This is a genomic window from Hyphomicrobiales bacterium (genome assembly GCA_039989895.1).
Taxonomy (GTDB): Bacteria; Pseudomonadota; Alphaproteobacteria; order Rhizobiales; family JACESI01; genus JACESI01.
Genome location: JBDXGY010000006.1, coordinates 595,233 through 619,297, shown reverse-complemented (window position 1 = coordinate 619,297; position 24,065 = coordinate 595,233). Strand labels below are relative to the sequence as shown.

General features: G+C 47.6%; 24 protein-coding genes. 14 read left to right on the top strand and 10 right to left on the bottom strand.

What is annotated here, in order from left to right:
* Positions 1-16 precede the first annotated feature (16 nt).
* Entirely contained in the window at positions 17-1,651 is a 1,635-nt protein-coding gene (locus tag ABJ081_09500) for a pyridoxamine 5'-phosphate oxidase family protein (GenBank protein MEP6356907.1), read from the top strand.
* 77 nt (positions 1,652-1,728) lie between these two features.
* On the opposite strand, the gene ABJ081_09495 is transcribed toward ABJ081_09500, so the two are convergent.
* Entirely contained in the window at positions 1,729-1,998 is a 270-nt protein-coding gene (locus ABJ081_09495) for a sel1 repeat family protein (protein MEP6356906.1), read from the bottom strand.
* A gap of 412 nt (positions 1,999-2,410) precedes the next feature.
* On the opposite strand from ABJ081_09495, the gene ABJ081_09490 reads away from it, so the two are divergent.
* On the top strand, positions 2,411-2,824 hold the full coding sequence (locus tag ABJ081_09490) for a DUF2147 domain-containing protein (GenBank protein ID MEP6356905.1): 414 nt from the start codon (positions 2,411-2,413) through the stop codon (positions 2,822-2,824).
* Positions 2,825-2,887: 63 nt separating this feature from the next.
* Here ABJ081_09490 and gatB read toward each other — a convergent pair whose 3' ends face one another.
* The 5 genes from gatB to ABJ081_09465 form a co-directional block, all read right to left on the bottom strand.
* Positions 2,888-4,372 (bottom strand): Asp-tRNA(Asn)/Glu-tRNA(Gln) amidotransferase subunit GatB, encoded by a 1,485-nt coding sequence (gene gatB / locus ABJ081_09485; protein MEP6356904.1) that lies wholly within the window; start codon positions 4,370-4,372, stop codon positions 2,888-2,890.
* 60 nt (positions 4,373-4,432) lie between these two features.
* Positions 4,433-4,750 carry a chorismate mutase gene (locus ABJ081_09480; protein MEP6356903.1) on the bottom strand — a complete coding sequence of 106 codons (318 nt, stop codon included), beginning with the start codon at positions 4,748-4,750 and terminating at the stop codon, positions 4,433-4,435.
* Positions 4,751-4,752: 2 nt separating this feature from the next.
* Complete coding sequence (gene gatA / locus ABJ081_09475) at positions 4,753-6,234, bottom strand: Asp-tRNA(Asn)/Glu-tRNA(Gln) amidotransferase subunit GatA (protein MEP6356902.1); 1,482 nt, start codon at positions 6,232-6,234, stop codon at positions 4,753-4,755.
* Positions 6,235-6,280: 46 nt separating this feature from the next.
* Positions 6,281-6,568, bottom strand: coding sequence for an Asp-tRNA(Asn)/Glu-tRNA(Gln) amidotransferase subunit GatC (gatC, locus tag ABJ081_09470; GenBank protein ID MEP6356901.1), 288 nt, complete (start codon positions 6,566-6,568; stop codon positions 6,281-6,283).
* Between the two features lie 122 nt (positions 6,569-6,690).
* Positions 6,691-7,356 carry a VTT domain-containing protein gene (locus ABJ081_09465; protein ID MEP6356900.1) on the bottom strand — a complete coding sequence of 222 codons (666 nt, stop codon included), beginning with the start codon at positions 7,354-7,356 and terminating at the stop codon, positions 6,691-6,693.
* A gap of 118 nt (positions 7,357-7,474) precedes the next feature.
* On the opposite strand from ABJ081_09465, the gene ruvX reads away from it, so the two are divergent.
* From ruvX to dprA, 5 genes are all read left to right on the top strand, one after another.
* On the top strand, positions 7,475-7,945 hold the full coding sequence (gene ruvX / locus ABJ081_09460) for a Holliday junction resolvase RuvX (GenBank protein MEP6356899.1): 471 nt from the start codon (positions 7,475-7,477) through the stop codon (positions 7,943-7,945).
* Between the two features lie 143 nt (positions 7,946-8,088).
* Positions 8,089-9,060 (top strand): aspartate carbamoyltransferase catalytic subunit, encoded by a 972-nt coding sequence (locus ABJ081_09455; GenBank protein MEP6356898.1) that lies wholly within the window; start codon positions 8,089-8,091, stop codon positions 9,058-9,060.
* A complete protein-coding gene (gene pyrC / locus ABJ081_09450) occupies positions 9,057-10,349 on the top strand; it encodes a dihydroorotase (GenBank protein MEP6356897.1) in 1,293 nt (430 codons plus the stop codon). Before ABJ081_09455 ends, pyrC begins: the two co-directional genes overlap by 4 nt.
* A gap of 55 nt (positions 10,350-10,404) precedes the next feature.
* Positions 10,405-11,022 (top strand): glycerol-3-phosphate 1-O-acyltransferase PlsY, encoded by a 618-nt coding sequence (plsY, locus tag ABJ081_09445; GenBank protein MEP6356896.1) that lies wholly within the window; start codon positions 10,405-10,407, stop codon positions 11,020-11,022.
* A 4-nt stretch (positions 11,023-11,026) separates the two neighbouring features.
* Entirely contained in the window at positions 11,027-12,163 is a 1,137-nt protein-coding gene (gene dprA / locus ABJ081_09440; protein ID MEP6356895.1) for a DNA-processing protein DprA, read from the top strand.
* Positions 12,164-12,196: 33 nt separating this feature from the next.
* On the opposite strand, the gene ABJ081_09435 is transcribed toward dprA, so the two are convergent.
* Positions 12,197-12,478: a hypothetical protein gene (locus ABJ081_09435; GenBank protein MEP6356894.1), complete on the bottom strand. Its 282-nt coding sequence runs from the start codon at positions 12,476-12,478 to the stop codon at positions 12,197-12,199.
* 258 nt (positions 12,479-12,736) lie between these two features.
* Here ABJ081_09435 and topA point away from each other — a divergent pair, with 258 nt between their 5' ends.
* The 5 genes from topA (at position 12,737) to rpmG (ending at position 19,275) form a co-directional block, all read left to right on the top strand.
* A complete protein-coding gene (gene topA, locus ABJ081_09430; GenBank protein ID MEP6356893.1) occupies positions 12,737-15,361 on the top strand; it encodes a type I DNA topoisomerase in 2,625 nt (874 codons plus the stop codon).
* Positions 15,362-15,363: 2 nt separating this feature from the next.
* Positions 15,364-17,673, top strand: coding sequence for a ribonuclease R (rnr, locus tag ABJ081_09425; GenBank protein ID MEP6356892.1), 2,310 nt, complete (start codon positions 15,364-15,366; stop codon positions 17,671-17,673).
* Between the two features lie 75 nt (positions 17,674-17,748).
* Positions 17,749-18,225 (top strand): DUF983 domain-containing protein, encoded by a 477-nt coding sequence (locus ABJ081_09420; GenBank protein ID MEP6356891.1) that lies wholly within the window; start codon positions 17,749-17,751, stop codon positions 18,223-18,225.
* The gene (locus tag ABJ081_09415) at positions 18,222-18,962 is read left to right on the top strand and encodes an NUDIX hydrolase (GenBank protein MEP6356890.1); all 741 of its coding nucleotides are present in this window, start codon (positions 18,222-18,224) and stop codon (positions 18,960-18,962) included. The genes ABJ081_09420 and ABJ081_09415 overlap by 4 nt, the downstream gene beginning before the upstream one ends.
* A gap of 145 nt (positions 18,963-19,107) precedes the next feature.
* On the top strand, positions 19,108-19,275 hold the full coding sequence (gene rpmG, locus ABJ081_09410; protein MEP6356889.1) for a 50S ribosomal protein L33: 168 nt from the start codon (positions 19,108-19,110) through the stop codon (positions 19,273-19,275).
* A 301-nt stretch (positions 19,276-19,576) separates the two neighbouring features.
* On the opposite strand, the gene ABJ081_09405 is transcribed toward rpmG, so the two are convergent.
* Positions 19,577-20,959 (bottom strand): PleD family two-component system response regulator, encoded by a 1,383-nt coding sequence (locus ABJ081_09405; GenBank protein ID MEP6356888.1) that lies wholly within the window; start codon positions 20,957-20,959, stop codon positions 19,577-19,579.
* 48 nt (positions 20,960-21,007) lie between these two features.
* A complete protein-coding gene (locus tag ABJ081_09400) occupies positions 21,008-21,376 on the bottom strand; it encodes a response regulator (protein ID MEP6356887.1) in 369 nt (122 codons plus the stop codon).
* Positions 21,377-21,510: 134 nt separating this feature from the next.
* On the opposite strand from ABJ081_09400, the gene ABJ081_09395 reads away from it, so the two are divergent.
* Together ABJ081_09395 and ABJ081_09390 are read left to right on the top strand one after the other, a co-directional pair.
* Positions 21,511-21,786, top strand: coding sequence for a DUF3572 domain-containing protein (locus ABJ081_09395; GenBank protein MEP6356886.1), 276 nt, complete (start codon positions 21,511-21,513; stop codon positions 21,784-21,786).
* A 15-nt stretch (positions 21,787-21,801) separates the two neighbouring features.
* Positions 21,802-22,434 carry a hypothetical protein gene (locus ABJ081_09390; protein MEP6356885.1) on the top strand — a complete coding sequence of 211 codons (633 nt, stop codon included), beginning with the start codon at positions 21,802-21,804 and terminating at the stop codon, positions 22,432-22,434.
* Positions 22,435-22,436: 2 nt separating this feature from the next.
* Here ABJ081_09390 and ABJ081_09385 read toward each other — a convergent pair whose 3' ends face one another.
* Positions 22,437-24,017 (bottom strand): hypothetical protein, encoded by a 1,581-nt coding sequence (locus tag ABJ081_09385; protein ID MEP6356884.1) that lies wholly within the window; start codon positions 24,015-24,017, stop codon positions 22,437-22,439.
* Positions 24,018-24,065: the final 48 nt, after the last annotated feature.

The window sequence follows — 24,065 nt, the reverse complement described above, 5'->3', positions numbered from 1 at the left end:
CTATAGGATAACACCGATGAACGATATGGCCCCCGTCAACCCATTTCACAAAGGCGAACTGCACGCACAGGCCAAGACTGGCGCAGGCGATGTCGCCAAATGGGCAGGCGGGTTCGTCCGCGATTATTTACCCGAACAACACCGCGAGTTTCACACCGCGCAACCTTTTCTTGTGGTCGCAGGCGGTGATGAGGATGGTCAGACATGGATCACATTGCTCGATGGCCCGGACGGCTTTGCCACCTCTCCTGATCCGCGCAGGATCACCTTGAACACTACCCTTGAGGCGTCTGATCCCCTTGCAGCGCCTTTCGCCGCAGGAGCCGACATTGGTGTTTTGGGTATCGAGCTAGCATCTCGTCGCCGCAATCGCTTTAGTGCTCATGTGACCCCAAACGCGTCGGGTTACAACCTCGATGTCCATCAAACCTTTGGTAATTGCCCGCAGTACATCCATGAACGGAGCTGGTCGCGTGTCGCCAAAGCCGAGCCGGTCCAATCACAAAAAAGACCTGATCTGTCGTCTGATCAAATCGCCCTTATTGGCACTGCTGACACTATGTTCATCGGCTCTGGTCATTTTGACAAATCGGAGGCAGCTTCAAATGGGTATGACGCGTCGCACCGAGGCGGAACGCCAGGATTTGTCCATGTGGTCGACAGCACTCATCTGCAAATCCCAGACTACGCGGGCAACAATTTTTTCAACACTATAGGCAACATCGTTTCAGATCCGCGTATTGGGCTGGTCTTTGTCGACTTTGAAACTGGCGGCCTACTGCACATCACGGGTCGTGGCGCCATCGACTGGGACCCAAGTGGCGCCCATGTTCCGGATGCACAACGCCTAATCAATGTCGAAATCGATGCGGTCATCAGCCGCCCAGAAGCAGTGGGACTGCGGTGGACAACAAAAAATCACCTGTCTCGGCGATTGCGTCTGGCAAGACGCGAGGACGAAACGACGCATATCACGTCTTTCTATTTCGAGCCGCTTGATCAGCAACCACTCGCTTCCTTCAAGGCCGGTCAGCATCTTCCCATTGAGGTGCAGATTCCGGGCCAAATCGGCACCTCCAAACGCAGCTACTCGCTATCTGGCGCGCCGGAAAATAGGCAACACTACCGTTTGAGCGTCAAACGTGAGGCACAAGGACTTGTATCATGCTTCCTTCATAATGAATTAAGCGTGGGTAGTGTGATCGAAACCAGTGGACCATCTGGTGAATTCGTGATCCCATCCAGCACATGCCCGCTCGTCTTAGTCAGCGCCGGTGTGGGGCTGACTCCAATGGTCTCTATGCTCCATGAAAGCGCCGACACAAATCGCCCAGTTTGGTATGTGCATGGCGCAATCAACAGCCAAGAACACGCTTTGCGAGATGAAGTAGACGCACTCGTCACTGCATATGACAACTTGCAGAAACGCATCTTTTACAGCAATCCAATTGAAAGCGATGTGCTTGGTCGCGATTACGATATGACTGGTCGGATAACTGCATCAGATCTGCTCAATCTGGATGCGGGTCCTGAGGCGCATTACATGTTATGCGGCCCTGCCCCCTTCCTGTCAGCCATACGCGAAGGCTTGGAAAAGCGCGGTGTGCCCGCAGATAAAATCCACTTGGAAACCTTCGGGCCTACTGCCTAACCCACACATCAAAGCAAAGCCCTTGACGAGCCCTGATTGTTCATCAGTCATCTAAAAGACACGTCAAAAGATATGTATTAGTTCAATGTTTTCCACTGACGCGCAGCACGCAACGCTTTGGCCTGATCTGCTTTTGGCATCTCATGAGCAAGTTCGGCGCGGTATTGCTTAGCCGCTTGATTGCCGCCCATAGCCGCAAGATTGAACCATTTGTGCGCAGATACAAAATCTACATCTACATCACGGCCTGATGAATACATAACGCCAAGTTCAAAGAATACATCAGTAGATAAAGGACGACCACCTATAGTCGCAAGATCTACACTTTCCATTTCTAATCTAGCCATTTTAAACTCCCCAGTTTTGACTTATTCAGACTATTTTTTTATTACGCATTGTTTACGCTGATGGAGCTAATACTGACGGCTTTGATTAAAATTCGTGTTAAATTTCAATCTGAATCAAATATAAACAGCGTAAAAAGGAATGATTCAGATTCTTTTTTCGTTAAACTTTCAAGCGCGGATTCCCTCGTGTTTACGAGGCAAATTAATAAAGGATTCAAACTTTTACGAAGAGTTTTTTAACTAAGGAATCGATTGCCAAATTAAATTTGCCAATATCAGCTTTGAAAAAAATCATATTTTCTGCCGTTACGTCACGTTTTCAAGCATTCAAAAATGACTTACGTTAACGTTAGCTATTTGCATTCAATGAATGCTCACCAATAGAAAATGCAAAGCTTTGAGGAGAAATGATATGAGGAAAACGGTAATCACACTTGCAACGCTCGGCATGTTAGCAGCAATGAGCAACGCAAATGCTGCAAGTGGCATTGAAGGCACATGGACAGCAACGGATGGAAAGTCAAAAATCAAAATAACCAAATGCGGATCAAATTTTTGCAGTAAGATCATCTGGTTAAAAAATCCACGCAAAGATACAAAAAACGAAAACTCAGCTCTACGTGGCCGTAATGTTGTTGGCATTCAAAATTCGAATAATCTTAAACCAGCCGGCAAAAACAAATGGTCTGGCAATGTTTACAGCCCCAAAAAGGGCAAGACCTATCAGGGATTCGCCACGATATCTGGTGAAAAAATGACAATGAAAGGCTGTCTTACAAGTGCTGGCCTACTTTGCCAAAAAGCAAGTTTCAAGCGCGCTAAATAATGAAAAAAGCTGTTCTTAGAAATAAGAACAGCTCTTCATTCACATGATATTTTGGCTTCAGGCTTACTCAAGCCCAATTTTTGATTTCAAAAGATCGTTCACGGCCTTTGGTGCGGCTTTGCCTTGTGTGGCCTTCATGACTTGACCAACGAACCAGCCAAGAAGCTGCGGTTTTTCTCTCGCTTGCTCAACTTTTTCAGGGTTGGCCGCAATCACCTCATCAACGGCTGCTTCAATTGCGCCCGTATCCGTTACCTGCTTCATGCCACGGCTTTCAACGATCTCGGCTGGATCACCACCCTCAGCATAGACTATCTCAAATAGGTCTTTGGCGATTTTGCCCGAAATGGTATCGGCCTTGATGAGATCCACAATACCGCCAAGCTGATCGGCAGACACGGGGCTATCACTGAGCGAGCGGCTGTCTTTATTGAGAGCACCAAGCAAATCATTGATCACCCAGTTGGCCGCGAGTTTCGCATCACGGCCCTCGGCAACCTTTTCAAAAAAGTCTGCGGTTTCTTTTTCTGCAACCAAAACGCTGGCGTCATAAGGTGTCAGCCCTAGCTCTTGAATAAACCGGCCCCGCTTTTCATCTGGCAATTCTGGGAGGTCGCCGGCAATGCCATCAACAAACTCTTGGTCAAATTCCAACGGCAGCAAATCAGGATCAGGGAAATAGCGATAATCATGCGCTTCTTCTTTTGAGCGCATAGAGCGTGTTTCGCCTTTCACGCTGTCATAAAGCCGCGTTTCTTGATCAATCGTGCCGCCATCTTCGATAATCGCAATTTGACGCCGCGCTTCATATTCAATTGCGGCCACGGCAAAACGCATGGAGTTCACATTTTTGATCTCACAACGTGTGCCGAACTCACCGCCGGGCTTGCGCACAGAGACATTAATGTCGGCCCGCATGGAGCCTTGTTCCATATTACCATCGCAAGTGCCAAGATAGCGCAGGATCGCCCGCAGCTTGGTCAAATAAGCGCGCGCCTCTTCTGATGAGCGCAAATCAGGCTTTGACACAATTTCCATAAGCGCCACGCCAGAACGGTTGAGATCGACAAAAGACATGGTGGGATGCTGATCGTGCATCGACTTGCCTGCATCTTGCTCAAGGTGTAGGCGCTCGACGCCAATTTCCACCTGCTCGCCGTCTTTCATATCAAGATAGACAATGCCCTCGCCGACGATTGGCTGCTTGAATTGTGAAATCTGATAGCCTTGTGGCAAATCAGGATAAAAATAGTTTTTGCGATCAAAGACAGAATAATTGTTGATCTCAGCCTTCAAGCCAAGACCGGTGCGCACGGCTTGGCGCACGCATTCTTTATTGATAACCGGCAACATGCCCGGCATGGCCGCATCAACAAAAGACACATGGTCATTTTGCTCTCCGCCAAACTCGGTCGAGGAGCCGGAGAATAATTTTGCCTCAGAGCTCACCTGCGCATGGACTTCAAGCCCCATGACAATTTCCCAGTCGCCAGTGGCGCCTTTGATGAATTTTTTCGGATCAGGGGTACGTGTATCAATCAGGCTCATAAGTGTGCTCTTTAAAATATCGTTGTCGTGTTCGGTCTCATTTAACGTGCGTTGAGGAAATTATGCCTCGCCATCGCGTTCATTCATTTTTTCTTCTTCATATTGGATTGCCCAGCCAATGATCTGACGCCATAGCGCTTCGGCGAGTTCTGGCGGCATACCTTTTTCTTCGGCTCTAGCGCGCACACGGTCAATCACAACTTGAATGCGCCACGGCACGACGGCTTCCGCCGCATTGTTTTTAATCTGCCACATGCGATCGACATATTCCCAGCGTTCAGCCAGAAGATCGACCATGGCCGTATCAAGCCGATCAATCTCATGGCGCACATCTTCGCGCGTTTCACATTCGCTAGCTGTTTTGAGGCGCTCTGTCATATCTACCACCATTTCTCTGGTGTGAAGCTACCAGCAGCATCTTCGATCACTTGGCCGAGCTGGAACAGGGTTTCTTCATCAAACGGGCGGCCAATCAGCTGAAGGCCTAGCGGTAGGCCAGCTGATGAAAGACCAGCAGGAATAGAGATACCCGGAAGGCCCGCCATATTCACGGTCACTGTGAAGATGTCATTGAGATACATTTTCACCGGATCAGCGGCCATTTCTTCGTCACCAATCGCGAAAGCGGCAGATGGGGTAGCGGGTGTTAAAATCGCATCGACGCCATTGGCATAAACCGTTTCAAAGTCGCGTTTAATGAGTGTGCGGACTTTTTGAGCGCGTAGGTAATAGGCATCATAGTAGCCAGCAGAAAGCACATAGGTACCAATCATAATGCGGCGCTGCACTTCTTTGCCGAAGCCTGCCGCGCGGGTTTTTTCATACATATCGGTGATATCATCACCAGCAACGCGCAGGCCGTATTTCACGCCGTCATAACGCGCAAGGTTTGATGAGGCTTCGGCTGGTGCCACGATATAATAGGCAGGCAGCGCATATTTTGTGTGCGGCAGAGAGATTTCAACAATCTCAGCGCCTGCCTCTTTCAGCCAATCAATGCCCTTTTGCCATAAAGCTTCAATCTCAGCGTCCATACCATCCATGCGGTATTCTTTGGGAATGCCGATTTTTAGCCCTTTCACCGATTTGCCAATCGCGCTTTCATAATCTGGCACGGGAAGATCAACCGATGTCGTATCTTTTTTATCAACGCTTGCCATTGATTTTAGCAAAATGGCGGCGTCGCGGTTTGTGCGTGCAATCGGGCCTGCTTGATCGAGCGATGAGGCAAAGGCGACTGTGCCCCAGCGTGAACAGCGGCCATAGGTAGGTTTAATGCCGACTGTGCCTGTGAAGGCTGCAGGCTGGCGAATAGAGCCGCCTGTATCTGTTGCTGTTGCACCCGCACAAAGCCATGCAGCCGTTGCAGACGCAGAACCACCAGACGAGCCACCGGGCACAAGCGCTTGGCTATCGCCCATCTTGCGCCATGGGTTTGTCACCGCGCCATAATAAGAGGTCTCATTGGATGATCCCATCGCGAACTCATCCATATTGAGTTTGCCCAACATCACCGCGCCATCATCCCACATGTTTTGTGTAACGGTGGATTCGTAGTTTGGCTTGAACCCATCAAGAATATGGCTTGCCGCTTGGCTATGTGCGCCATTGGTACAAAAGAGGTCTTTGACACCAACCGGAATACCTTCCAGCGCCCCTGCCTCGCCCTTGGCAATTTTTTCATCAGACTTTTCAGCCTGCGAGCGGGCGTGCTCAGGTGTCACCTCAATATAGGCATTGAGCGCCTCATTGCCGGCATCAATTGCGGCAAGATAGCTATCCGTTAGCTCAACGGCAGTGAAGTCTTTGTCATTCAGCCCTTTGCGAGCTTCGGCAATTGTTAGTTTAGTCAGATCGGTCACAGGCGCGGCCTTCTTATTCATTTAGTTTAATTCAAAAAAATTAGATTTATTCAACGACTTTAGGCACAGCAAAAAAGCTGTCATCAGAAACAGGCGCATTACCCGTCACCTTATCGGCATAACCACCATCGGTTACACCATCGTCGCGCATACGCATTTTCTGCTCAACAACCGACGTCATCGGCTCTACGCCATCAACATTCACTTCATTGAGTTGCTCTACCCAATCAAGGATAGCATTGAGCTCACCCTTCATACTCTCAGCCTGTGTATCATCAATGGCAATGCGCGAGAGTTTAGCAACCCGTTTAACGGTGGCAGTATCAACAGACATAGTTTTATCCTGTGGCTTTGTTGTCGTGTGCGAATATGTTTATGACAGCGCTATAGCAGAGCGTTTGCGGCCTATGCAATGTCACATATGCTTGATGCAGCATTTGAATGGCTATTCAGTGTTCAAATTTTGCCAATCTCGGCATTTTCATGCCCTAAGACGCCTGCTTTTCTTAATTCACGAGCAGCAAGCATGCCAATATAAGCAAGCATGGCCAGCGTTAAAATCACTGCAATGATGAGACTATAGGTCTGGAGACGGTCAGCCAATGTGTTGCCGCCATGCAAAACATCCATGCCCACCTTACCAATCCATACTTTGATAATCGCGCCCGGAACCAGACCGATCATGCTCGCAGCAAGATAAGCGCGCCAATCAACGGCCGTTAGACCAAAGGAATAATTTTGTACCGCAAAAGGTAACATGCCCGACAAACGCACCAGAAGCACCAGACGAAAACCACCAGTCACCATGACTTGCACAATCGCGCGGGCTATGGGGCGCTTTTCGCAAAAACCGCGCACATATTTATGCCCAAAGCCACGTGCGATCCAAAAGGCAACCAATGCGCCAAGAACCGCGCCCGCATAAGCTATCGGTATCCCCCACCAACCATAAATAGCGCCTGCAGCTAGAGAAAATGGTGTTATCGGAATAAAAAGCAGCACAACTCCAATAAAAATTGCCACAAAAAAGACAATACCCAAGACCCCATAACTATGGGTCAACTCAGCAAAAGCGTCAGCAAATTCAGTCATTGCTGCAAACATCGGTACTAAAAAACTCATAACCCCTCTTAATGGCAATCATACCCAAGTTACATTGCAAACAATAGCGACTAGTAACAACCCCCTTGCACAAGCCGGTAATTACAGGCATGAAATTTTTTTATCCTATGAGATCATCATGCCATTACTCGATACTATTCCCTTTGTAGATCAAACACGCAATAGCCGTCTCCTTGGCCTTGATCTTGGCACAAAGACAATTGGACTTGCAATCTCAGACACCCTATGGAATGTCGCCTCCCCCCTTTCCACCATCAAACGCACCAAGTTTACAAAAGATGCTGAAGAACTCATGGCGATTTGCAAGGCCCAAAATGTGAGCGGCTTAGTGCTTGGAATGCCCTTTAATATGGATGGCTCGGAAGGCCCACGGGCACAAGCGACTCGAGCATTTCAACGTAATCTTGATAGATTAAGCACTTTGCCCGTCACTTTATGGGATGAACGATTATCAACCGTTGCAGCCGAACGCGCACTTCTCGAGGCCGACACCAGCCGTGCCAAGCGCGCTGAAGTCATCGATTCAATCGCGGCCAGCATTATTCTGCAAGGCGCTTTGGAGCGATTTCATACCCTGCGCGATGCTTAAAATTTTGCTCCCAAAAAAAGCTCATAACTTTACATGAGAAGCCTTCTTTGAGGCTTTTGATATTTGTTGAGAAATTAACCTCGTTTCTGGGCGATTAAAATGCCGATTGCAACCTAATGTGACTTGTCGTAAGAAACACACTCATGAGCACATCAAAATCCAAATTATTCCCTCATCGCCATTTGCTAGGCATTGAAGGTCTATTACCGCACGAAATAACCAAATTACTAGATCTTGCCGATAGCGAGGTCGAGGTTGGCCGCCAGATCGAGAAAAAGAAATCGGTTTTACGCGGGCGCACACAGATTAATCTGTTTTTTGAAGCTTCAACACGCACACAATCATCATTTGAATTGGCCGGTAAACGGCTTGGTGCAGATGTTATGAATATGTCTGTCGGTTCTTCATCCGTCAAAAAGGGTGAAACACTGATTGATACCGCCATTACGCTCAATTCAATGAACCCAGATCTTCTGGTTGTTCGCCACGCAAGCGCGGGTGCCGCTGAACTTCTTTCCCAAAAAGTCGAATGCTCCGTGATTAATGCAGGTGACGGAACCCACGAACACCCGACGCAAGCCCTACTTGATGCCTTAACTATCCGCAGGCACAAAGGCCGCCTGCAACGGTTAACGGTTGCTATATGCGGCGATATTTTGCACAGCCGCGTGGCGCGCTCCAACATCATTTTGCTCAATGCGATGGAGGCGCGGGTGCGTGTGATTGGTCCGCGCACGCTTTTGCCTATCGGCATTGAACGCATGGGTGCAGAAGTCTTCACCGATATGGAAGAAGGCCTCAAAGGCTGTGATGTGGTGATGATGCTTCGCCTTCAACACGAACGTATGGCGGGGTCATTTGTGCCGTCCAGTCGCGAGTATTATCGTTATTTCGGGCTTGATGAAGCAAAGCTTGCCCATGCAAAGCCTGATGCGCTGGTTATGCACCCCGGCCCCATGAACCGCGGCGTGGAGATTGCATCAGAAATTGCCGATGGGCCTCAATCAGTCATCCGCGAACAAGTGGAAATGGGCGTTGCCGTTCGCATGGCAATTCTTGAAGCCTTGTCGCAACATTTACCAGAGCGAAAAATGGAGGCGGTGAAACTGATATGAGCCAGCCCCTAGCCTTTGTTGATGCCCATGTCGTTGATCCAAGCCAAAATCTGGATGATCAACGCACCGTTCTTGTTGAGAATGGAAAAATCAAAGCAATTGAAGTGCATGTTGCTCCAAGCCTTTTGGAAGCTGACTACGAGATCATTGATTGCACAGACAAAACCCTCATCCCCGGTATTATAGATTGTCAGGTGCGCACTGGTGAACCAGGCAATGAGCATGAAGAAACTTTAGCCAGCGCCTCACAGGCCGCCGTTGCCGGTGGTGTCACCACAATGATCACCCAGCCGGACACCAATCCAATAATTGATGATATGGCACTGGTTGATTTTATTTCGCGCAATGCCAGCGCCAATGCGCTCAATAAAGCGCATGTGATGGGCGCATTGACCAAAGGCCTCAAGGGCGAGGAAATGTCTGAACTTCGCCTGATGCATGAAGCCGGAGCTGTGGCTTTCACCAATGGCCATGAGCCTATCAGCAATGCGCGTCTCATGCGCCGCGCCCTCTCCTACACCCGCGATTTTGATGGCCTGATTGTGCACCACACTGAAGACCGTGACCTGACGCGCGGGGGCGTCATGAATGAAGGAGAAATGGCAAGCCGCCTTGGCCTTAATGGCATTCCTAAAATGGCAGAAATCATTATGTTGGAACGCGACATTCGGTTGGTTGAGCTGACTGGTGGGCGCTATCATGCTGCGTGTATTTCCTGTGCCGAATCTGTCGATTTGATCCGTAACGCCAAAGCCCGTGGGCTCAATGTTAGCTGCGGTGTTTCGATCAATAATGTGACCTTGAATGAAAATGATATTGGCTCATATCGGACCTTCTTCAAACTCTCGCCACCGCTGCGTCTGGAAGAAGACAGAATGGCAATTGTTGAGGGCATTAAAGACGGCACCATTGATGTCGTCCATTCAGATCACACTCCACAAGATGTTGACATGAAACGCCATCCCTTTGCCGATGCGGCAGATGGGGCGATCGGGCTTGAAACCCTGCTCGCCGCTCTTTTACGGCGGGTTCATGATGGGGCACTTAATCTAAGCGATGCTGTGCGGGTATTATCAAACAAGCCCGCGCAACTTCTCGGCCTTGAAACAGGCAGCTTGAAAAAAGGCACTGCCGCCGATATTACTCTCATAGACATCAACGAGCCATGGGTTTTGACAAAAGAAATCCTGAAATCTCGCTCCAAGAACACAGCCTTTGAAGATGCACAATTCACTGGTCGGGTTTGCAAAACCTATGTGGACGGTTTCGAGGTCTATAGCCATCGCTGAATTTGTTCCTATAATGCATCTTTAAGTTGATGATATAAAATACTGGAACATTGTGATGCCTGATCCAATAAGCTGGAGCTTAGAGCTGCCTTATTATCTTATGTGGTTGTTGTTTGGCTATCTTCTGGGTTCTATACCGTTCGGTCTTCTTATCACCCGCTTTTCAGGTCAAGGCGATATTCGCACGATCGGGTCCGGAAATATTGGCGCTACCAATGTTTTACGCACAGGCAACAAAAAACTCGCTGCCCTGACGCTGGCGAGTGATGTTTTGAAGGGAACCGCAGCGGTTCTTATTGCCGGCCATTTCATGGGACAAGACCCTGCAGTATGTGCAGGACTTGGTGCTTTCCTTGGTCACCTCTTCCCAATTTGGTTGAAATTCAAAGGCGGCAAGGGTGTTGCCACATACATCGGCATTCTCGCTGGACTATTTTGGCCCGCCTTTCTTGTCTTTGCCGTAATCTGGCTCGCGACCGCTTTGATCTTTCGTTATTCATCACTAGCCGCGCTTATCGCCACACTGGCAACCCCCTTCGTACTGCGGGGTTTTGATGCCTTTCAGTTTTCAGAACTTTTTGCATTACTGACTTTGCTTGCATGGGTGAAGCATCATGAAAACATCCGGCGCCTGATATCTGGCACCGAAAGTCGAATTGGCTCGAAGGGTTGAATAAATGTTGCGTCCATCTTTAAGTGATGAACAACGGATTGCGTGGTTACGGCTTGCACGCAGCGAACGAATTGGAGCCGTTACATTTCATAATTTTATAAATCGGTATGGCTCCGCCCAAGCAGCGCTAGACGCGTTGCCCGATATTATAAACCGTAATAAATCCAAAGCAGGGGCACGCATATGTTCGCGCAATGAGGCGGAGCACGAGTTAGAAGAAGCCGCCCGTCACGGCATATCCTATGTTGCGGTTGGTGAGGCTGAGTACCCAAGCCTGTTACGTGAAACAGAAGGCAATCCACCTTTTATTTTAGTTCAAGGCAAAACAAACTTTGACGCGCTCCCTCATGTTGCAATCGTCGGATCGCGCAATGCATCCATTGCAGGTCAAAAGATGGCGTCAACTCTTGCTGGAGAACTTAGCGATGCGGGACACGTCGTCGTTTCCGGCCTTGCCAGAGGCATAGATTCTGCCGCTCACAAAGCATCATTAAAAACAGGCACAGTTGCAGTGATCGCTGGTGGTCATCTTCGGTTGTACCCACCAGAAAACATCTCTCTCGCCACAAGTATTATTGATAATGGTGGCTCGATTGTCACCGAAATGCCGCCAAACTTTGAGCCACGTGGCAAAGATTTTCCCCGTCGCAACCGAATCATATCCGGCTTATCACTTGGTGTTGTTATTGTGGAAGCCGCGCGTCGGTCAGGCTCTTTAATTACCGCGCGCCTTGCAGGAGAACAAAACCGTCAAATTTTTGCCGTGCCTGGTTCACCACTCGATCCTCGCGCAGATGGCACCAATAACCTTATTCGCGAGGGCGCAACACTTATCCGATCCGCTGAAGATATCATAAATGACCTGAGGCCGATGAGAACTTTTGAGGATTCTGGCGCAACTGATGGACAAGAACCCTTTAGGCTGGAGGCTGGCAACGATGATGAATTTTCAGTAGACATTGTGCCAGAAGAAGTCATCGATATTGTCTTGAATGGGTTGAGCCAATCACCCGTTCATCAAGATGACATCATTCGGATTACAGAGCTATCGGCGGCTGGCGTTATTTCAAGCCTTTGTGAACTTGAGGTTTCAGGGCGTATTGAGAGGTTGGAGGGGAACACCTTCATCTTGTCGCCTTAAACTTTACCAGCCACCGAATATTATGTGTGGGCATCAACCCACACTCATCTTCTCATCCAACTTTTGATCATGCGCCCTGTCATAAGACTCAATGCGTGCCATATCGATGAGATATGCCAAAAACTCCATATCGGCTTTTGCAGCCATAACACATAAATCCGCTGTCATACGATGGATATATTGAGCTGTTTCCTTCTTTAATTTAAGGCGCTCGCACTCACCCATCTGCAACGTTTTTGAATATGCATTTGACATGCCACCTACAATATAGGAATCTATTCCGACTTCAGGTCGTGCTGCAGTTTTCTTGGTCATTATGTGACCCCTCGCCGAATCTCTATTTGAAGGATGATTAAAGCTAACACACTTTTTAGTTTAGTAAAGATTTTTTTACAACTTAAAGTTGGTAATCGTTTATGCCTCTCAGCCCTATATCAGCAAAAAATAACACGGTGATTTGAAAAAATTCGATAAAACCCTTTGACACGAGACGATCTAGAGATGATTGTCCGGCCCCAAAGTGTATTCGGATTAACGTTCGATATTATTTCCAAACCGTATAAAGAGTGCTTTATGAACGTTGTTATTGTTGAGTCGCCTGCCAAAGCGAAAACCATCAACAAATATCTTGGCTCAGATTATCAGGTGTTTGCCTCGTACGGCCACGTACGTGACCTACCCCCTAAAGATGGCTCTGTGCGTCCTGACGAAGAATTTGCCATGGATTGGCAAATTGACGCTAAGGCGAAAGCCCGGGTCAATGAAATAGCCAAAGCGGTTAAAGGGTCCGACAAACTTATTCTCGCAACTGACCCGGACAGAGAGGGCGAAGCCATCTCTTGGCATCTGCTGCAGGTGCTGCAAGACAAAAAAGCCTTGAAAGACAAAAAGATTGAACGCGTTGTTTTCAATGCTGTTACCAAAAACTCCATTTTGGAAGCAATGAACAATCCGCGCGAGCTTGATACACCACTTGTTGATGCTTATCTCGCACGCCGCGCGCTTGATTATCTCGTCGGCTTCACTCTATCGCCAGTTTTATGGCGCAAATTGCCCGGCTCTCGCTCAGCAGGCCGTGTGCAATCTATCGCTCTTCGTCTAATCTGCGAACGCGAGCGCGAAATTGAAATTTTCAAGCCACAAGAATATTGGTCGATTGCGGCCCATCTTCAAAACAGCGATTCAAAATCATTTGAAGCACGCCTCACGGCCTTTGAAGGCAAGCGCAAGCAGCGGCTTGATATTAATAATGAGACTGAGGCAACCAGCATTAAAACAATGCTGGAATCAGCAAGTTTCAAGGTGGAAAGCGTTGAGGCAAAGCCGCAAAAGCGCAATCCTTATCCGCCCTTCACTACTTCCACGTTGCAAATGGAAGCCTCACGCAAGCTCGGTTTCACCGCCCAGCGCACCATGCAAGTCGCACAACGGCTTTATGAAGGCATCACATTGGGTGGCGAAACCACCGGTCTCATTACCTATATGAGAACAGACGGTGTTGATCTTGCCCCAGAAGCGATTGGTTCTCTGCGTCGCCAGATTGAAACCTCATATGGCGAGCGTTATGTGCCCGAGAAACCTCGTAAATATTTTTCTAAATTGAAAAACGCGCAAGAAGCACACGAAGCAATCCGTCCGACAGATGCTTTCCGTCGCCCCGCCGATATGCGCAAGTTTTTGGATGATGAACAATTCAGGCTCTATGACTTGATTTGGAAACGCACCATTGCGTGTCAAATGGCATCAGCTGAAATGGAACGCACGACGGCAGAAATTCTGGCAACTGGCAATGGCCAAACCGCCAATTTACGCGCCAGCGGCTCAGTTGTTCGGTTTGATGGTTTTTTGACGCTCTATACTGAATCCAAAGATGATGAAAAAGAGGAAGATCAAAGCCGTCTTCCTGCGCTTTCGGCTGATGAGAACATCAACCGCGAAAAAATCGACGCCTCGCAACATTTCACCGAGCCGCCACCGCGCTACACAGAAGCGACTATGGTGAAACGGATGGAAGAGCTGGGCATTGGTCGCCCGTCCACCTATGCCGCCACATTGACGGTTCTGCGCGACCGCGATTATGTGGTGCTCGATAAAAAGCGTTTCATACCAGAAGACAAAGGCCGGTTAGTGACCGCCTTTTTGGAGAATTTCTTCAACCGCTATGTGCAATATGATTTCACGGCTGGTTTGGAAGAAAAACTCGACAAGGTATCAGCAGGCAGCGTCCAATGGCGTGATGTTTTGCGCGAATTTTGGGATGATTTCTCAGGCCATGTCGATGAGATCAAAGATTTGCGCGTCTCTGAAGTGCTTGATGCTCTGAATGAGGCGCTGAAAGATCACGTCTTCCCTGAAAAGGAAGATGGTACACCACGCCGCGCCTGCCCTAAATGTGATGATGGTGAAGTCAGCCTGAAAGTTGGCCGTTTTGGCGCCTTTATCGGCTGCTCGAATTATCCTGAATGTAAATTCACCCGCCAGCTTAATCAGACCGGCGATGGCGAGGGATCAAATGGCGAAGACGACAACCGCGTGTTGGGCCAAGATCCTGAAACAGGGCTTGATATTAGCGTGCGCAAAGGTCGCTTTGGCCCCTATATTCAACTCGGCGAAGAAGCCAAACCAAAACGGGCCTCAATCCCCAAAGGCTGGGATGCTGCCACGATTGATTTTGAAGAAGCTTTAAAACTTATATCCCTACCCCGTCTTGTGGGTGAACACCCTGAAACTGGCAAAGAGATTACCGCTGGTATCGGGCGCTATGGTCCTTTCGTGCTTCATGATGGCACTTATGCAAATTTGGAGAGCGTTGATGAGGTCTTTGTTGTTGGTTTGAACCGTGCGGTTTCTGCCATTGCTGATAAAAAAGCCAATCCAAGAGGACGCACTGCGGCGAAAGCGCTCAAAGAACTTGGTGACCACCCAGATGGTGGTGGTAAGGTCACCGTTAATGAAGGCCGCTATGGGCCTTATGTGAAATTCGATAAGATCAATGCAACGCTTCCCAAAGATCAAAAGCCGGAAGATGTGACCATGGAAATGGCCGTTGAATTGATTGCGGCAAAAGCAGCTAAAGGCGGTAAGAAAAAACCGGCTGCCAAGAAAAAGCCCGCAGCAAAGAAAAAAGCTACAGCGAAGAAAACGACAGCCAAAAAGCCTGCGGCGAAAAAGAAAGCTCCCACTAAGGCCACAGAATAGCTGTGGCTAAAAAGACGCCATCCAAAACGAGCACCAACCCTTGGTTTCCAAAGCGCGAAGATATTTTGCGCTTTATCAAAGAAAACCCCGATAAGGCCGCAAAACGGGATATCGCCAAAGCCTTTAACATCAAAGGGCAAGACCGCATTGCATTAAAACAACTCTTGAAAAGCCTCTCAGAGGACGGGTTGATTGAAGGCAGTCGGAAAAAATTCACGCAAGCTGGCGAATTGCCTTCTGTCTTTGTGATGGACATTTATGAGCGCGATGAAGATGGCGAACTGATCGCCGCCCCCACAAAATGGGAAAATGAGGCCGCGCCACCCCCGCGCATATTGATTGCAACCTCCAGCAAAGACAAAGGCCGTGCACCCGGTATGGGTGATCGTATTTTAGGCCGTATTATAAACCGCGATGCGGGCAGCGAAGAAAAGCCAGCTTATACGGCGCAAATCATCAAGGTTCTTGAAAAGACGCCCTTGAGCGTGTTGGGTGTTGTCAAATTTGGCACCCATGCGGACGCCCTCCCTCGCCTTCTGCCCGTTGATAGAAAACAGCGCGAAGTCGAGATTGATCATCTAGGAGATGCCAAGGACGGCGATCTGGTTGAAGTTAAAATCACCAAGATCAGCAAATATGGTGATGCCCGCGCACGCGTTTTATCCGTCATTGGCTCATTAAAATCGGAAAAAGCGATCAGCCACATCGCGCTGCATGAACATGAAATTCCGCATATATTTCCAGATCCTGTTCTTGCCGAATCGGAAGAAGCGCGTGAGACCAGCATTGATGACAATCGGGAAGATTGGCGCGATGTACCACTGATCACCATTGATCCGGCCGATGCCAAAGACCACGACGATGCGGTGTTTGCTGAAACTGATGGCGATAAATCTAACATTGGCGGCTTTATCGTTACAATCGCAATTGCTGATGTCTCTTATTATATCCGGCCTAATACGGCGCTTGATAGTGAGGCTTTTAAGCGCGGCAATTCAGTCTATTTTCCTGATCGCGTTGTACCGATGTTGCCCGAGCGCATATCGAACAATCTGTGTTCGCTAAAACATGGTTTGGAACGCCCAGCGCTTGCTGTCAAAATCTGGCTGACAAGCGATGGTGCCAAAATCAAACACCGTTTTCATCGCATCATGATGAAATCACACGCTGGCGTCTCCTATGAGGAGGCGCAAGCCGCGATTGATGGCGATGTGAGCGAACGCGCTGCACACGTGCTTGAGAGCACCTTGAAACCATTGTGGGCGGCATATAGCGCGCTGAAACGCGAGCGCAAAGGCCGCGAGCCGCTTGATCTGAATATAGCGGAGCGCAAAATACGCCTCAATGATGAGGGAGGCGTTGCCGATGTTATCGTGCCGCAACGCCTTGATGCTCATAAACTCATCGAAGAATTTATGATCCTTGCCAATGTGGCGGCAGCGGAGGCCTTGGAAGCAAAGAAAAGTCCCGTTCTATATCGCGCTCATGATGCGCCGTCCTTAGCAAAACTCGAGAGTTTGCGAGATTTTCTATCCACCATTGAGATGCAAATTCCAAAGGCAGGCAATATACGCCCTCAACATTTCAATCGAATTTTGCGGGAAGTGAAAGATAAAGACCACGAGATTTTGACAAATCAGGTGGTGCTGCGCAGCCAAGCACAAGCGGAATATACGCCAGAGAATTATGGCCACTTTGGGCTTAATCTAAAACGCTATGCCCATTTTACGTCCCCTATCCGCCGCTATGCAGATTTGGTGGTGCATCGCTCGCTTGTCTCAGCCTATAAGCTTGGTGACGGTGGTCTTGGTGATGTGAATATTGAGAGCCTGTCCGAAATTTCTAGCCATATCTGCATGACAGAACGCCGCGCTATGAAAGCCGAGCGCTCGACCATTGACCGGCTGATTGCCGAATGGTTGTCCGATCAAGTGGGCGCTAAGTTCTGGGGCCGTATTGGTGGCGCCACGAAATCTGGCCTTTTCATCACTCTTGACGATACGGGCGCTGATGGATTCATCCCGATTTCCAAACTTGGTGATGATTATTATCATTTTGATGAAGCGCGTCATAACCTTGTGGGTGAGCGCACAGGCCAAACCTATACAATGGGCGATCATGTTCAGGTTCAGCTCGTCGAAGCGCTTCCTTTTGCCGGTGCTTTGCGGTTTGAAATGCTATCAGAAGGCACCAAAGGAAAAGCCGGCCAGCGCGCCTTTCCAAAACAAAAAGGCCGCCGCCGCTGCCCTACAAGTAAGCCAAGAGGCGGCGCTCCCAAAGGCATCTCACGCAAGATAAAGCGAAAACGCTGATCTGATTTGCAAATTTGTAAGTTGTACATGCGCATTATTGGGCCTAGATAAGATGTAACAGTGAAAGGTTCTCTCATGCCGCACTATGCAAATGACTTGAATAAATCTGAAAGTCACAATGGCTTGCCAAAACGCAGTGTGTTTCAGGCCATGTGGACAGGCTTTAAACAGAAGTGTCCGAATTGCGATAAAGGAAAACTTTTCGACCGCTTTTTGAAAGTTACTGACAATTGCAGTCATTGTGGTGAAGCTCTTCATCATCACCGTGCTGATGATGCGCCGGCCTATTTCACGATCTCGATTGTTGGCAAAATAATCGTGGGGCTTTTTGTCTGGGTTGAACTTGCTTATCAACCATCCTACTGGGTGCATGCAGCACTTTGGATTCCAGCTCTTATCATCATGGCGCTTTTAGCCTTGCCACTTATCAAAGGTGCAATCGTTGGGCTTCAATGGGCCAATTATATGCATGGTTTCAATCCTCATTTTATCGAGGGTGATGATGTGGAATTGCCCTCAGAAGACACCATTACCCCACAAGGTGCGGCTTGAAAATAAAGGACGCCTCTTCGCTTATCCTTGTTGACAGGCGCGGTGATTGCCCACGCATTTTGATGGGGCGACGATCTGCCAAACATCAATTCATGCCAAGTGTCTACGTCTTTCCTGGTGGTCGCGTAGATTATGCTGACCGCTTTGCTCCTTTTGGTCGTGATTATACCCGTGAAACGCTTGATCTACTCCTGCAACAGATGAAAGGCCGTCCAACAGCCTTGCGAGCACGCATGCTAGGGCTTGCAGCGATCCGTGAGACTTATGAGGAGGTCGGACTTATGCTAGGTGCTAGTGCTAACACCAAGCGCCAATATAACCAGCCATTATGGAATGCATTTAATGATCGCGGCATGCTGCCTGATCTGTCATCCCTCACCTATATTGCTCGCGCGATCACACCGCCGGGACACAATCGGCGATTCGATACGCGCTTTTTCATGGTCAATGCCGATCAATACTTGAACGATCAAGCGGCTCACTCCAGTGATGAATTGGAAGACGTGCAATGGCTGAGCTTCGATCAGACCGAGGATATGCCCATCCATTTCATCACAAGACAGATTATAGAAATCACCAAGGCCGCCATCGAACATCAAGATAACCACAAAGAACCACCAAAGGTGGCCTTTTATCGTGCAAAAATGGGTGCTGATAATCTGGCAAAAATAGTTACCTATTTGCGCGCGGGCAAAGAACCTTTGGATGGTGGAGAGCTCTTGGTTCAAAATAGATAAAGAGTTCTCTTAAACTGCTGTGCTAAATTACTTGACAAATATCCGCCAATGAGTAGTTTCGCGACAACAATGGGAGCCTAAGCGCTCCCTGTCTTTTTACCGGTGCCTTGGTAATCAAATCACCGACGTTTCAAGGAATAGCACGATGGCAAAAGCCACAACGATTAAAATCAAACTTGAAAGCACAGCTGACACTGGCTTCTTTTATGTAACAAAAAAGAATTCTCGCACCATGACTGAAAAGATGGTGAAGCGTAAATATGATCCAGTTGTAAGAAAACACGTTGATTTTAAAGAAACAAAAATCAAATAAAATATATTACTATTGAACAATATATAGACCGACCTTTTTTGAAGGTCGGTTTTATTTTGTCGAAAATTTTTTTTAAAATAAAGTTCCGACAGGTCAACCATATATTTCAACGGGACCTGCCGGATTAATCTTGTAGCACAGGTGATGCGGCGGACCTGTTAATGCCACAAGATTTACTGACAAGTAATTGCTTACTTGATGCTTCCTTGTGACTAATAAGTTCTGTGCGCGCAAGATAAAGAGGAATTAACAATGAATATTTATCTTTAATTTATGTAGTTAATTCAATTAGATAAGATATTTAAGCAGCATTCACCTCAAAAACCACGCGGTTTCTGCCTGCATGTTTAGCTTGATACAAGGCAACATCGGCGCGCTTCATCATACTTTCCGGTGTATCATTCTCATCAACATAGCAACTAATACCAATGCTTGTCGTCACCACTATCTCTTCGCCGTTTTCTCCAGTAACAAATGGTTTTGCCGCCACAACATCACGGATTCGTTCTGCAACAGAATAGGCCAAATCGCGATCAGTCTCCGGCATAATGACCACAAACTCTTCGCCGCCCATACGACAAGGCAAATCAATACGGCGAACATTATCGCTCATGCGTATCGCAAATTCTTTTAAGATTAAATCTCCAGCATCATGGCCATATGTATCATTCACTTGCTTAAAATGATCTATATCCAAGATGAGCAGCGAAAGCGGCGTTCCCTTATCATGAGCAATGTTAACGTGGCTCGCTAAATGTGTTTCCAGATAACGGCGATTATAAAGCCCTGTAAGCGCATCTTTGACCGCCATTTCCATGGTGTTTTGCACGCTTTCACGTAGATAATCTGAATACCGTCTACGGCGCAACTGGGTTTTGCAACGAGCAATCAATTCATTCGTCTCTATCGGACGGCTTACGAAGTCGTTCACACCCATCTCAAGCGCGCGAGACAATTGTCTCTCCTCTCCCTCGTCTGAGATCGCAAGTAATGGGAGATTACGTGTACGTTCTAATTGTCGCATCTGGGAACAAAGACGCAGCCCATCATAATTTTTCAAATCAAGATTTACAATTCCGAGAATAGGATCCTCTTGTGACGCATAATCCATTGCTTTATTTGGATCTGACTCAATGATCACTTGATATCCGGCACGCATGAGCGCACTGCGTATTTTTGATGCAGACGCTTCACGATCATCAACCACCAATACAGCTTCATCGGGTTTTGGGTTGGCAAATACATGCTCATATAAAAGCTCCATATGAACATCGTAGGCCGTCATCGCACGCATTCTAAGCTCATCAACAAGCAGTTTCACACGCAGGAGACTTTTAACCCGAGCCATCAGTTCAAGATCACGGAAGGGTTTGGTCAAAAAATCATCCGCACCAGCTTCCAACCCCTCAATACGGTCTTGAACACCATTAAGTGCCGTCAGAAGAACAATCGGGACATGCAATGTTTCTGGCTCAGCTTTGAGAATACGGCAAACCTCAAATCCATTCATTTCAGGCATCATCACATCAAGTAAAATAATATCGCACTCACCGCGACTGCAAATATCAATGGCATCTCGTCCATTATCCGCTGTTATGATAGTATAATACTCTGCAGAAAGACGAGCTTCCAACAGTTTCACGTTGGTGGGATTATCATCTACTACTAAAATTCGGCCAGTCATGCCGCTACCCTTTTATTATGGCGACCAGCGGTCACCATGTTTGATTGTCTATTCGCCGATATAAGAACGGACCGTTTCGAGAAATGTTGAGATAGAAATAGGCTTGGAAATATAGGCCTCACACCCGCCATTACGGATACGTTCCTCATCCCCCTTCATCGCGAAAGCAGTTACAGCGATGACTGGAATATCTTTCAACTCGTCATCTTCCTTAAGCCACTTCGTGACATCAAGCCCGGAAACTTCCGGCAATTGAATATCCATTAAAATTAGATCGGGCTGATGTTCACGTGCCAGATCAAGTGCTAAAAGCCCATTATTGATCTCGACCGTCTCATAACCTTGAGAGTGCAAAAGATCATGGAATAGCTTCATATTCAGCTCATTATCTTCCACAATCATCACTTTTTTTGTCATAATTCCCACCGGTTTGGCTATTATTCTAGTACCCAATTTCATAGATATACTTATACCGAGTTAAAAGCATACTTGAATTTCCTTTCACAAACGCAAACAAGCGTAAATAATGTGAAACTAAATATGGACGCAAAATGAGACAAGAAAGAGCTGAAGGCATTGCTATTCAAGCACTTAGTCATATAGCATCGGACAACGATCTTCTGGGTCGATTCATGGAAACGACCGGGCTTGCACTTGAAGAGTTGCGCGAGGCGGCAAGCGAGCCAGGCTTTTTATCCGCTGTCTTGACGTTTTTGCGGCAAGATGAACCTGAATGTCTTTGTTTTTCCAGTAATGCGGGCCTCTCACCTATAGATATACAAAGTGCTGCGATGACTCTTGAAGGACATCGTGATGACTTTTTATAACGCACTGTTTTTATTATGAAAATAAAATCAGTAATGGATGGTATAGATAGCCAGCTCCCCCTTTTGATTTGTGATGTGGATGAGGTCGTGCTGCATTTTGTCGCACCATTTGAAACTTATTTGAGTGAGCGCGGTATGTATCTGCGCAAAACATCATTCAAACTGGGCGGGAACATCATCAATGCCGATACTGGTGAATCACTTTCTTCCCTATCTAGCAGCGCTCTCGCCTTACAGTTCCATGAAGAGTATGTTGACCATCAGCCCATTATCGAAGATGCGCAACCAGTCCTAACAGCACTCGCAGCACAGTTTCAGATTGTCTTTCTCACAAATGTCGCGGCAGAACTTTCCATGCGACGACAAAGCCATTTGGCCGCACTCGGGCTTGATTTTCCAGTTTTGCAAAATAATGGCTCAAAAGCTGAAGCAGTAGCCCAGCTAGCTAATATCACAACGTCACCGACTATATTCATTGATGACTTACCGATGCATCACAGCATGATAAAATCCACATCACCTGAGGTTTTCTGCATTCATTATATGGCAGATAGTGACTTTAGAAGGATTGCTGAAGTTGATCAGAAAATCGCTGAAAAAGCAGAAGACTGGCAACAAATCAAAAGCCTGTGCCTGCAGAAGATATAACCTTATGCAGCTTCATCTTGTTTTTGCTCGCTGGTGGAACGCTTAGCACCACGCACTGGGCGCACTGCAGACAGAAGCGAATCTATCGTGAGACCTGGTCCATAATGTTTCCCCGCACCGACCTGAAATCCGCCACCAATAGCGCTCTCACTTATCGACTGATTTTCTAGCCCTATTGCGACTTTGTCGATTTGGAGCTGTTCGCTCATGTTCATGACAATCTCGCTTATCCAGTTAATAGCTTCCTCAGATTCAGGCAGATTGGAAAAATCTACGACGAGTTGATGATAGGGCCATGCCCACATATCGGACAACAATGAGAATTGCACGTTACCGCAGTCAATAGCGAGATTAGCGCCTGATGTGGCCACCTCTTCCAGTGGGCGGTAGATATCAGAATCGACTCCACGATCATTTTCCCAGCTCATCAATAAAGTCAGGTTTTCATAGCTAATCTCTTTGAGCCTATCTATCACGGCTTGACGCTGGTCCGCCGCAATAACGGACTCTCCTTCAACCTGTACAATGATATTGAACTCGCGCCTTTTTAAAGCGAATTCGCCAATTTCATCCCAAATGACTGACAAAATCTCGTCTACAGTGGGCCGCGCCTGTGGCACCTTGTCAAACAATGAAAGATCAGCCTTCGCCAAGACACCAACCAATAGATTTTTATCCATATCCATTAGGGGCTGGTAGGTTATATTAAAATGAAGTCGCGCATGCTCAATCATTGCCATTTGGCTAAATATCATACGCCGAGCGTTCATAGCTTTATAGAAGCGATGAGCTAAAAAAGATAAGACAAGCGCTGCAAAGCTTAGCAATACAATGACAATAATCGACACGCGAAGCTCACCGGACCATACAGAGATCGAGCGCCTATCGAGAACAAGAGAAAAATTAACCGGAAATCTCTCACTTTTTCGTTCTAGGACCAAAGGTTCGCCTAAGAAACCCTTTTTAACTTCTGATCCAGTAACAGAATACCAAAGACCACCTTTGGGTAAAACCACGTCAACTTGTACAAAATCAGCAATGAATCCTGGCAAGAGCATTTTCTTGAACCGCGCCTGTGACATGATCGCATAAATTCGGATGCCATTTGGGGCCGCTTTTATCAAAATAGGCAAAGCTGCCTGTTCGGTGCGCAACTCTCCAAATTCGATTTTCGTGTTTGTTACGCCTTGATGTGCGGGAAACGATAAATTCTGAATATTTCCACCACCGATCGAGCAAGCAATTTTCCCGTCGGCGGCGATAATCCCCATGGCGCCAACTGATTTATTGGCGGCAAGATGTCGGCGCAACACCAAAAGATCATTGGCAGCACAAGAACCGGCAGTCTTTAGCAAATAACCATCAAGAACCAATTCGGTCTCAGCCATCACATCTTCAACTTCACCGATAAAAAAATTAAGAATACGATCCGATTGCACCCGCACTGCTTCTTCACCAGTACGATAGATCTGAAAATAAGCGATCAACATCGGACATAAAATGGCAAGCGCAATCCAATAGATACCCTTCGACATCAAATATGATGTCGCATCAAACTTTCTCAAGGGTGTTTTTCGCTTCATGAGAATATTATCTACCAAATCAGTAAATAACCAATAAAGGTTGCTATT

Excerpts from the sequence above, each read along its gene's own strand:
- ABJ081_09500 (MEP6356907.1), top strand. The coding sequence starts at position 17 with ATGAACGATATGGCCCCCGTCAACCCATTTCACAAAGGCGAACTGCAC.
- pyrC (MEP6356897.1), top strand. The coding sequence starts at position 9,057 with ATGAGCCAGCCCCTAGCCTTTGTTGATGCCCATGTCGTTGATCCAAGC.
- gatB (MEP6356904.1), bottom strand. The coding sequence starts at position 4,372 with ATGAGCCTGATTGATACACGTACCCCTGATCCGAAAAAATTCATCAAA.
- ABJ081_09495 (MEP6356906.1), bottom strand. The coding sequence starts at position 1,998 with ATGGCTAGATTAGAAATGGAAAGTGTAGATCTTGCGACTATAGGTGGT.
- rpmG (MEP6356889.1), top strand. The coding sequence starts at position 19,108 with ATGGCAAAAGCCACAACGATTAAAATCAAACTTGAAAGCACAGCTGAC.
- ABJ081_09395 (MEP6356886.1), top strand. The coding sequence starts at position 21,511 with ATGAGACAAGAAAGAGCTGAAGGCATTGCTATTCAAGCACTTAGTCAT.
- ABJ081_09390 (MEP6356885.1), top strand. The coding sequence starts at position 21,802 with ATGAAAATAAAATCAGTAATGGATGGTATAGATAGCCAGCTCCCCCTT.
- ABJ081_09465 (MEP6356900.1), bottom strand. The coding sequence starts at position 7,356 with ATGAGTTTTTTAGTACCGATGTTTGCAGCAATGACTGAATTTGCTGAC.
- ABJ081_09385 (MEP6356884.1), bottom strand. The coding sequence starts at position 24,017 with ATGAAGCGAAAAACACCCTTGAGAAAGTTTGATGCGACATCATATTTG.
- ABJ081_09400 (MEP6356887.1), bottom strand. The coding sequence starts at position 21,376 with ATGACAAAAAAAGTGATGATTGTGGAAGATAATGAGCTGAATATGAAG.
- ABJ081_09455 (MEP6356898.1), top strand. The coding sequence starts at position 8,089 with ATGAGCACATCAAAATCCAAATTATTCCCTCATCGCCATTTGCTAGGC.
- ABJ081_09480 (MEP6356903.1), bottom strand. The coding sequence starts at position 4,750 with ATGACAGAGCGCCTCAAAACAGCTAGCGAATGTGAAACGCGCGAAGAT.
- gatC (MEP6356901.1), bottom strand. The coding sequence starts at position 6,568 with ATGTCTGTTGATACTGCCACCGTTAAACGGGTTGCTAAACTCTCGCGC.
- plsY (MEP6356896.1), top strand. The coding sequence starts at position 10,405 with ATGCCTGATCCAATAAGCTGGAGCTTAGAGCTGCCTTATTATCTTATG.
- ruvX (MEP6356899.1), top strand. The coding sequence starts at position 7,475 with ATGCCATTACTCGATACTATTCCCTTTGTAGATCAAACACGCAATAGC.
- ABJ081_09435 (MEP6356894.1), bottom strand. The coding sequence starts at position 12,478 with ATGACCAAGAAAACTGCAGCACGACCTGAAGTCGGAATAGATTCCTAT.
- ABJ081_09490 (MEP6356905.1), top strand. The coding sequence starts at position 2,411 with ATGAGGAAAACGGTAATCACACTTGCAACGCTCGGCATGTTAGCAGCA.
- ABJ081_09420 (MEP6356891.1), top strand. The coding sequence starts at position 17,749 with ATGCCGCACTATGCAAATGACTTGAATAAATCTGAAAGTCACAATGGC.
- ABJ081_09405 (MEP6356888.1), bottom strand. The coding sequence starts at position 20,959 with ATGACTGGCCGAATTTTAGTAGTAGATGATAATCCCACCAACGTGAAA.
- dprA (MEP6356895.1), top strand. The coding sequence starts at position 11,027 with ATGTTGCGTCCATCTTTAAGTGATGAACAACGGATTGCGTGGTTACGG.
- topA (MEP6356893.1), top strand. The coding sequence starts at position 12,737 with ATGAACGTTGTTATTGTTGAGTCGCCTGCCAAAGCGAAAACCATCAAC.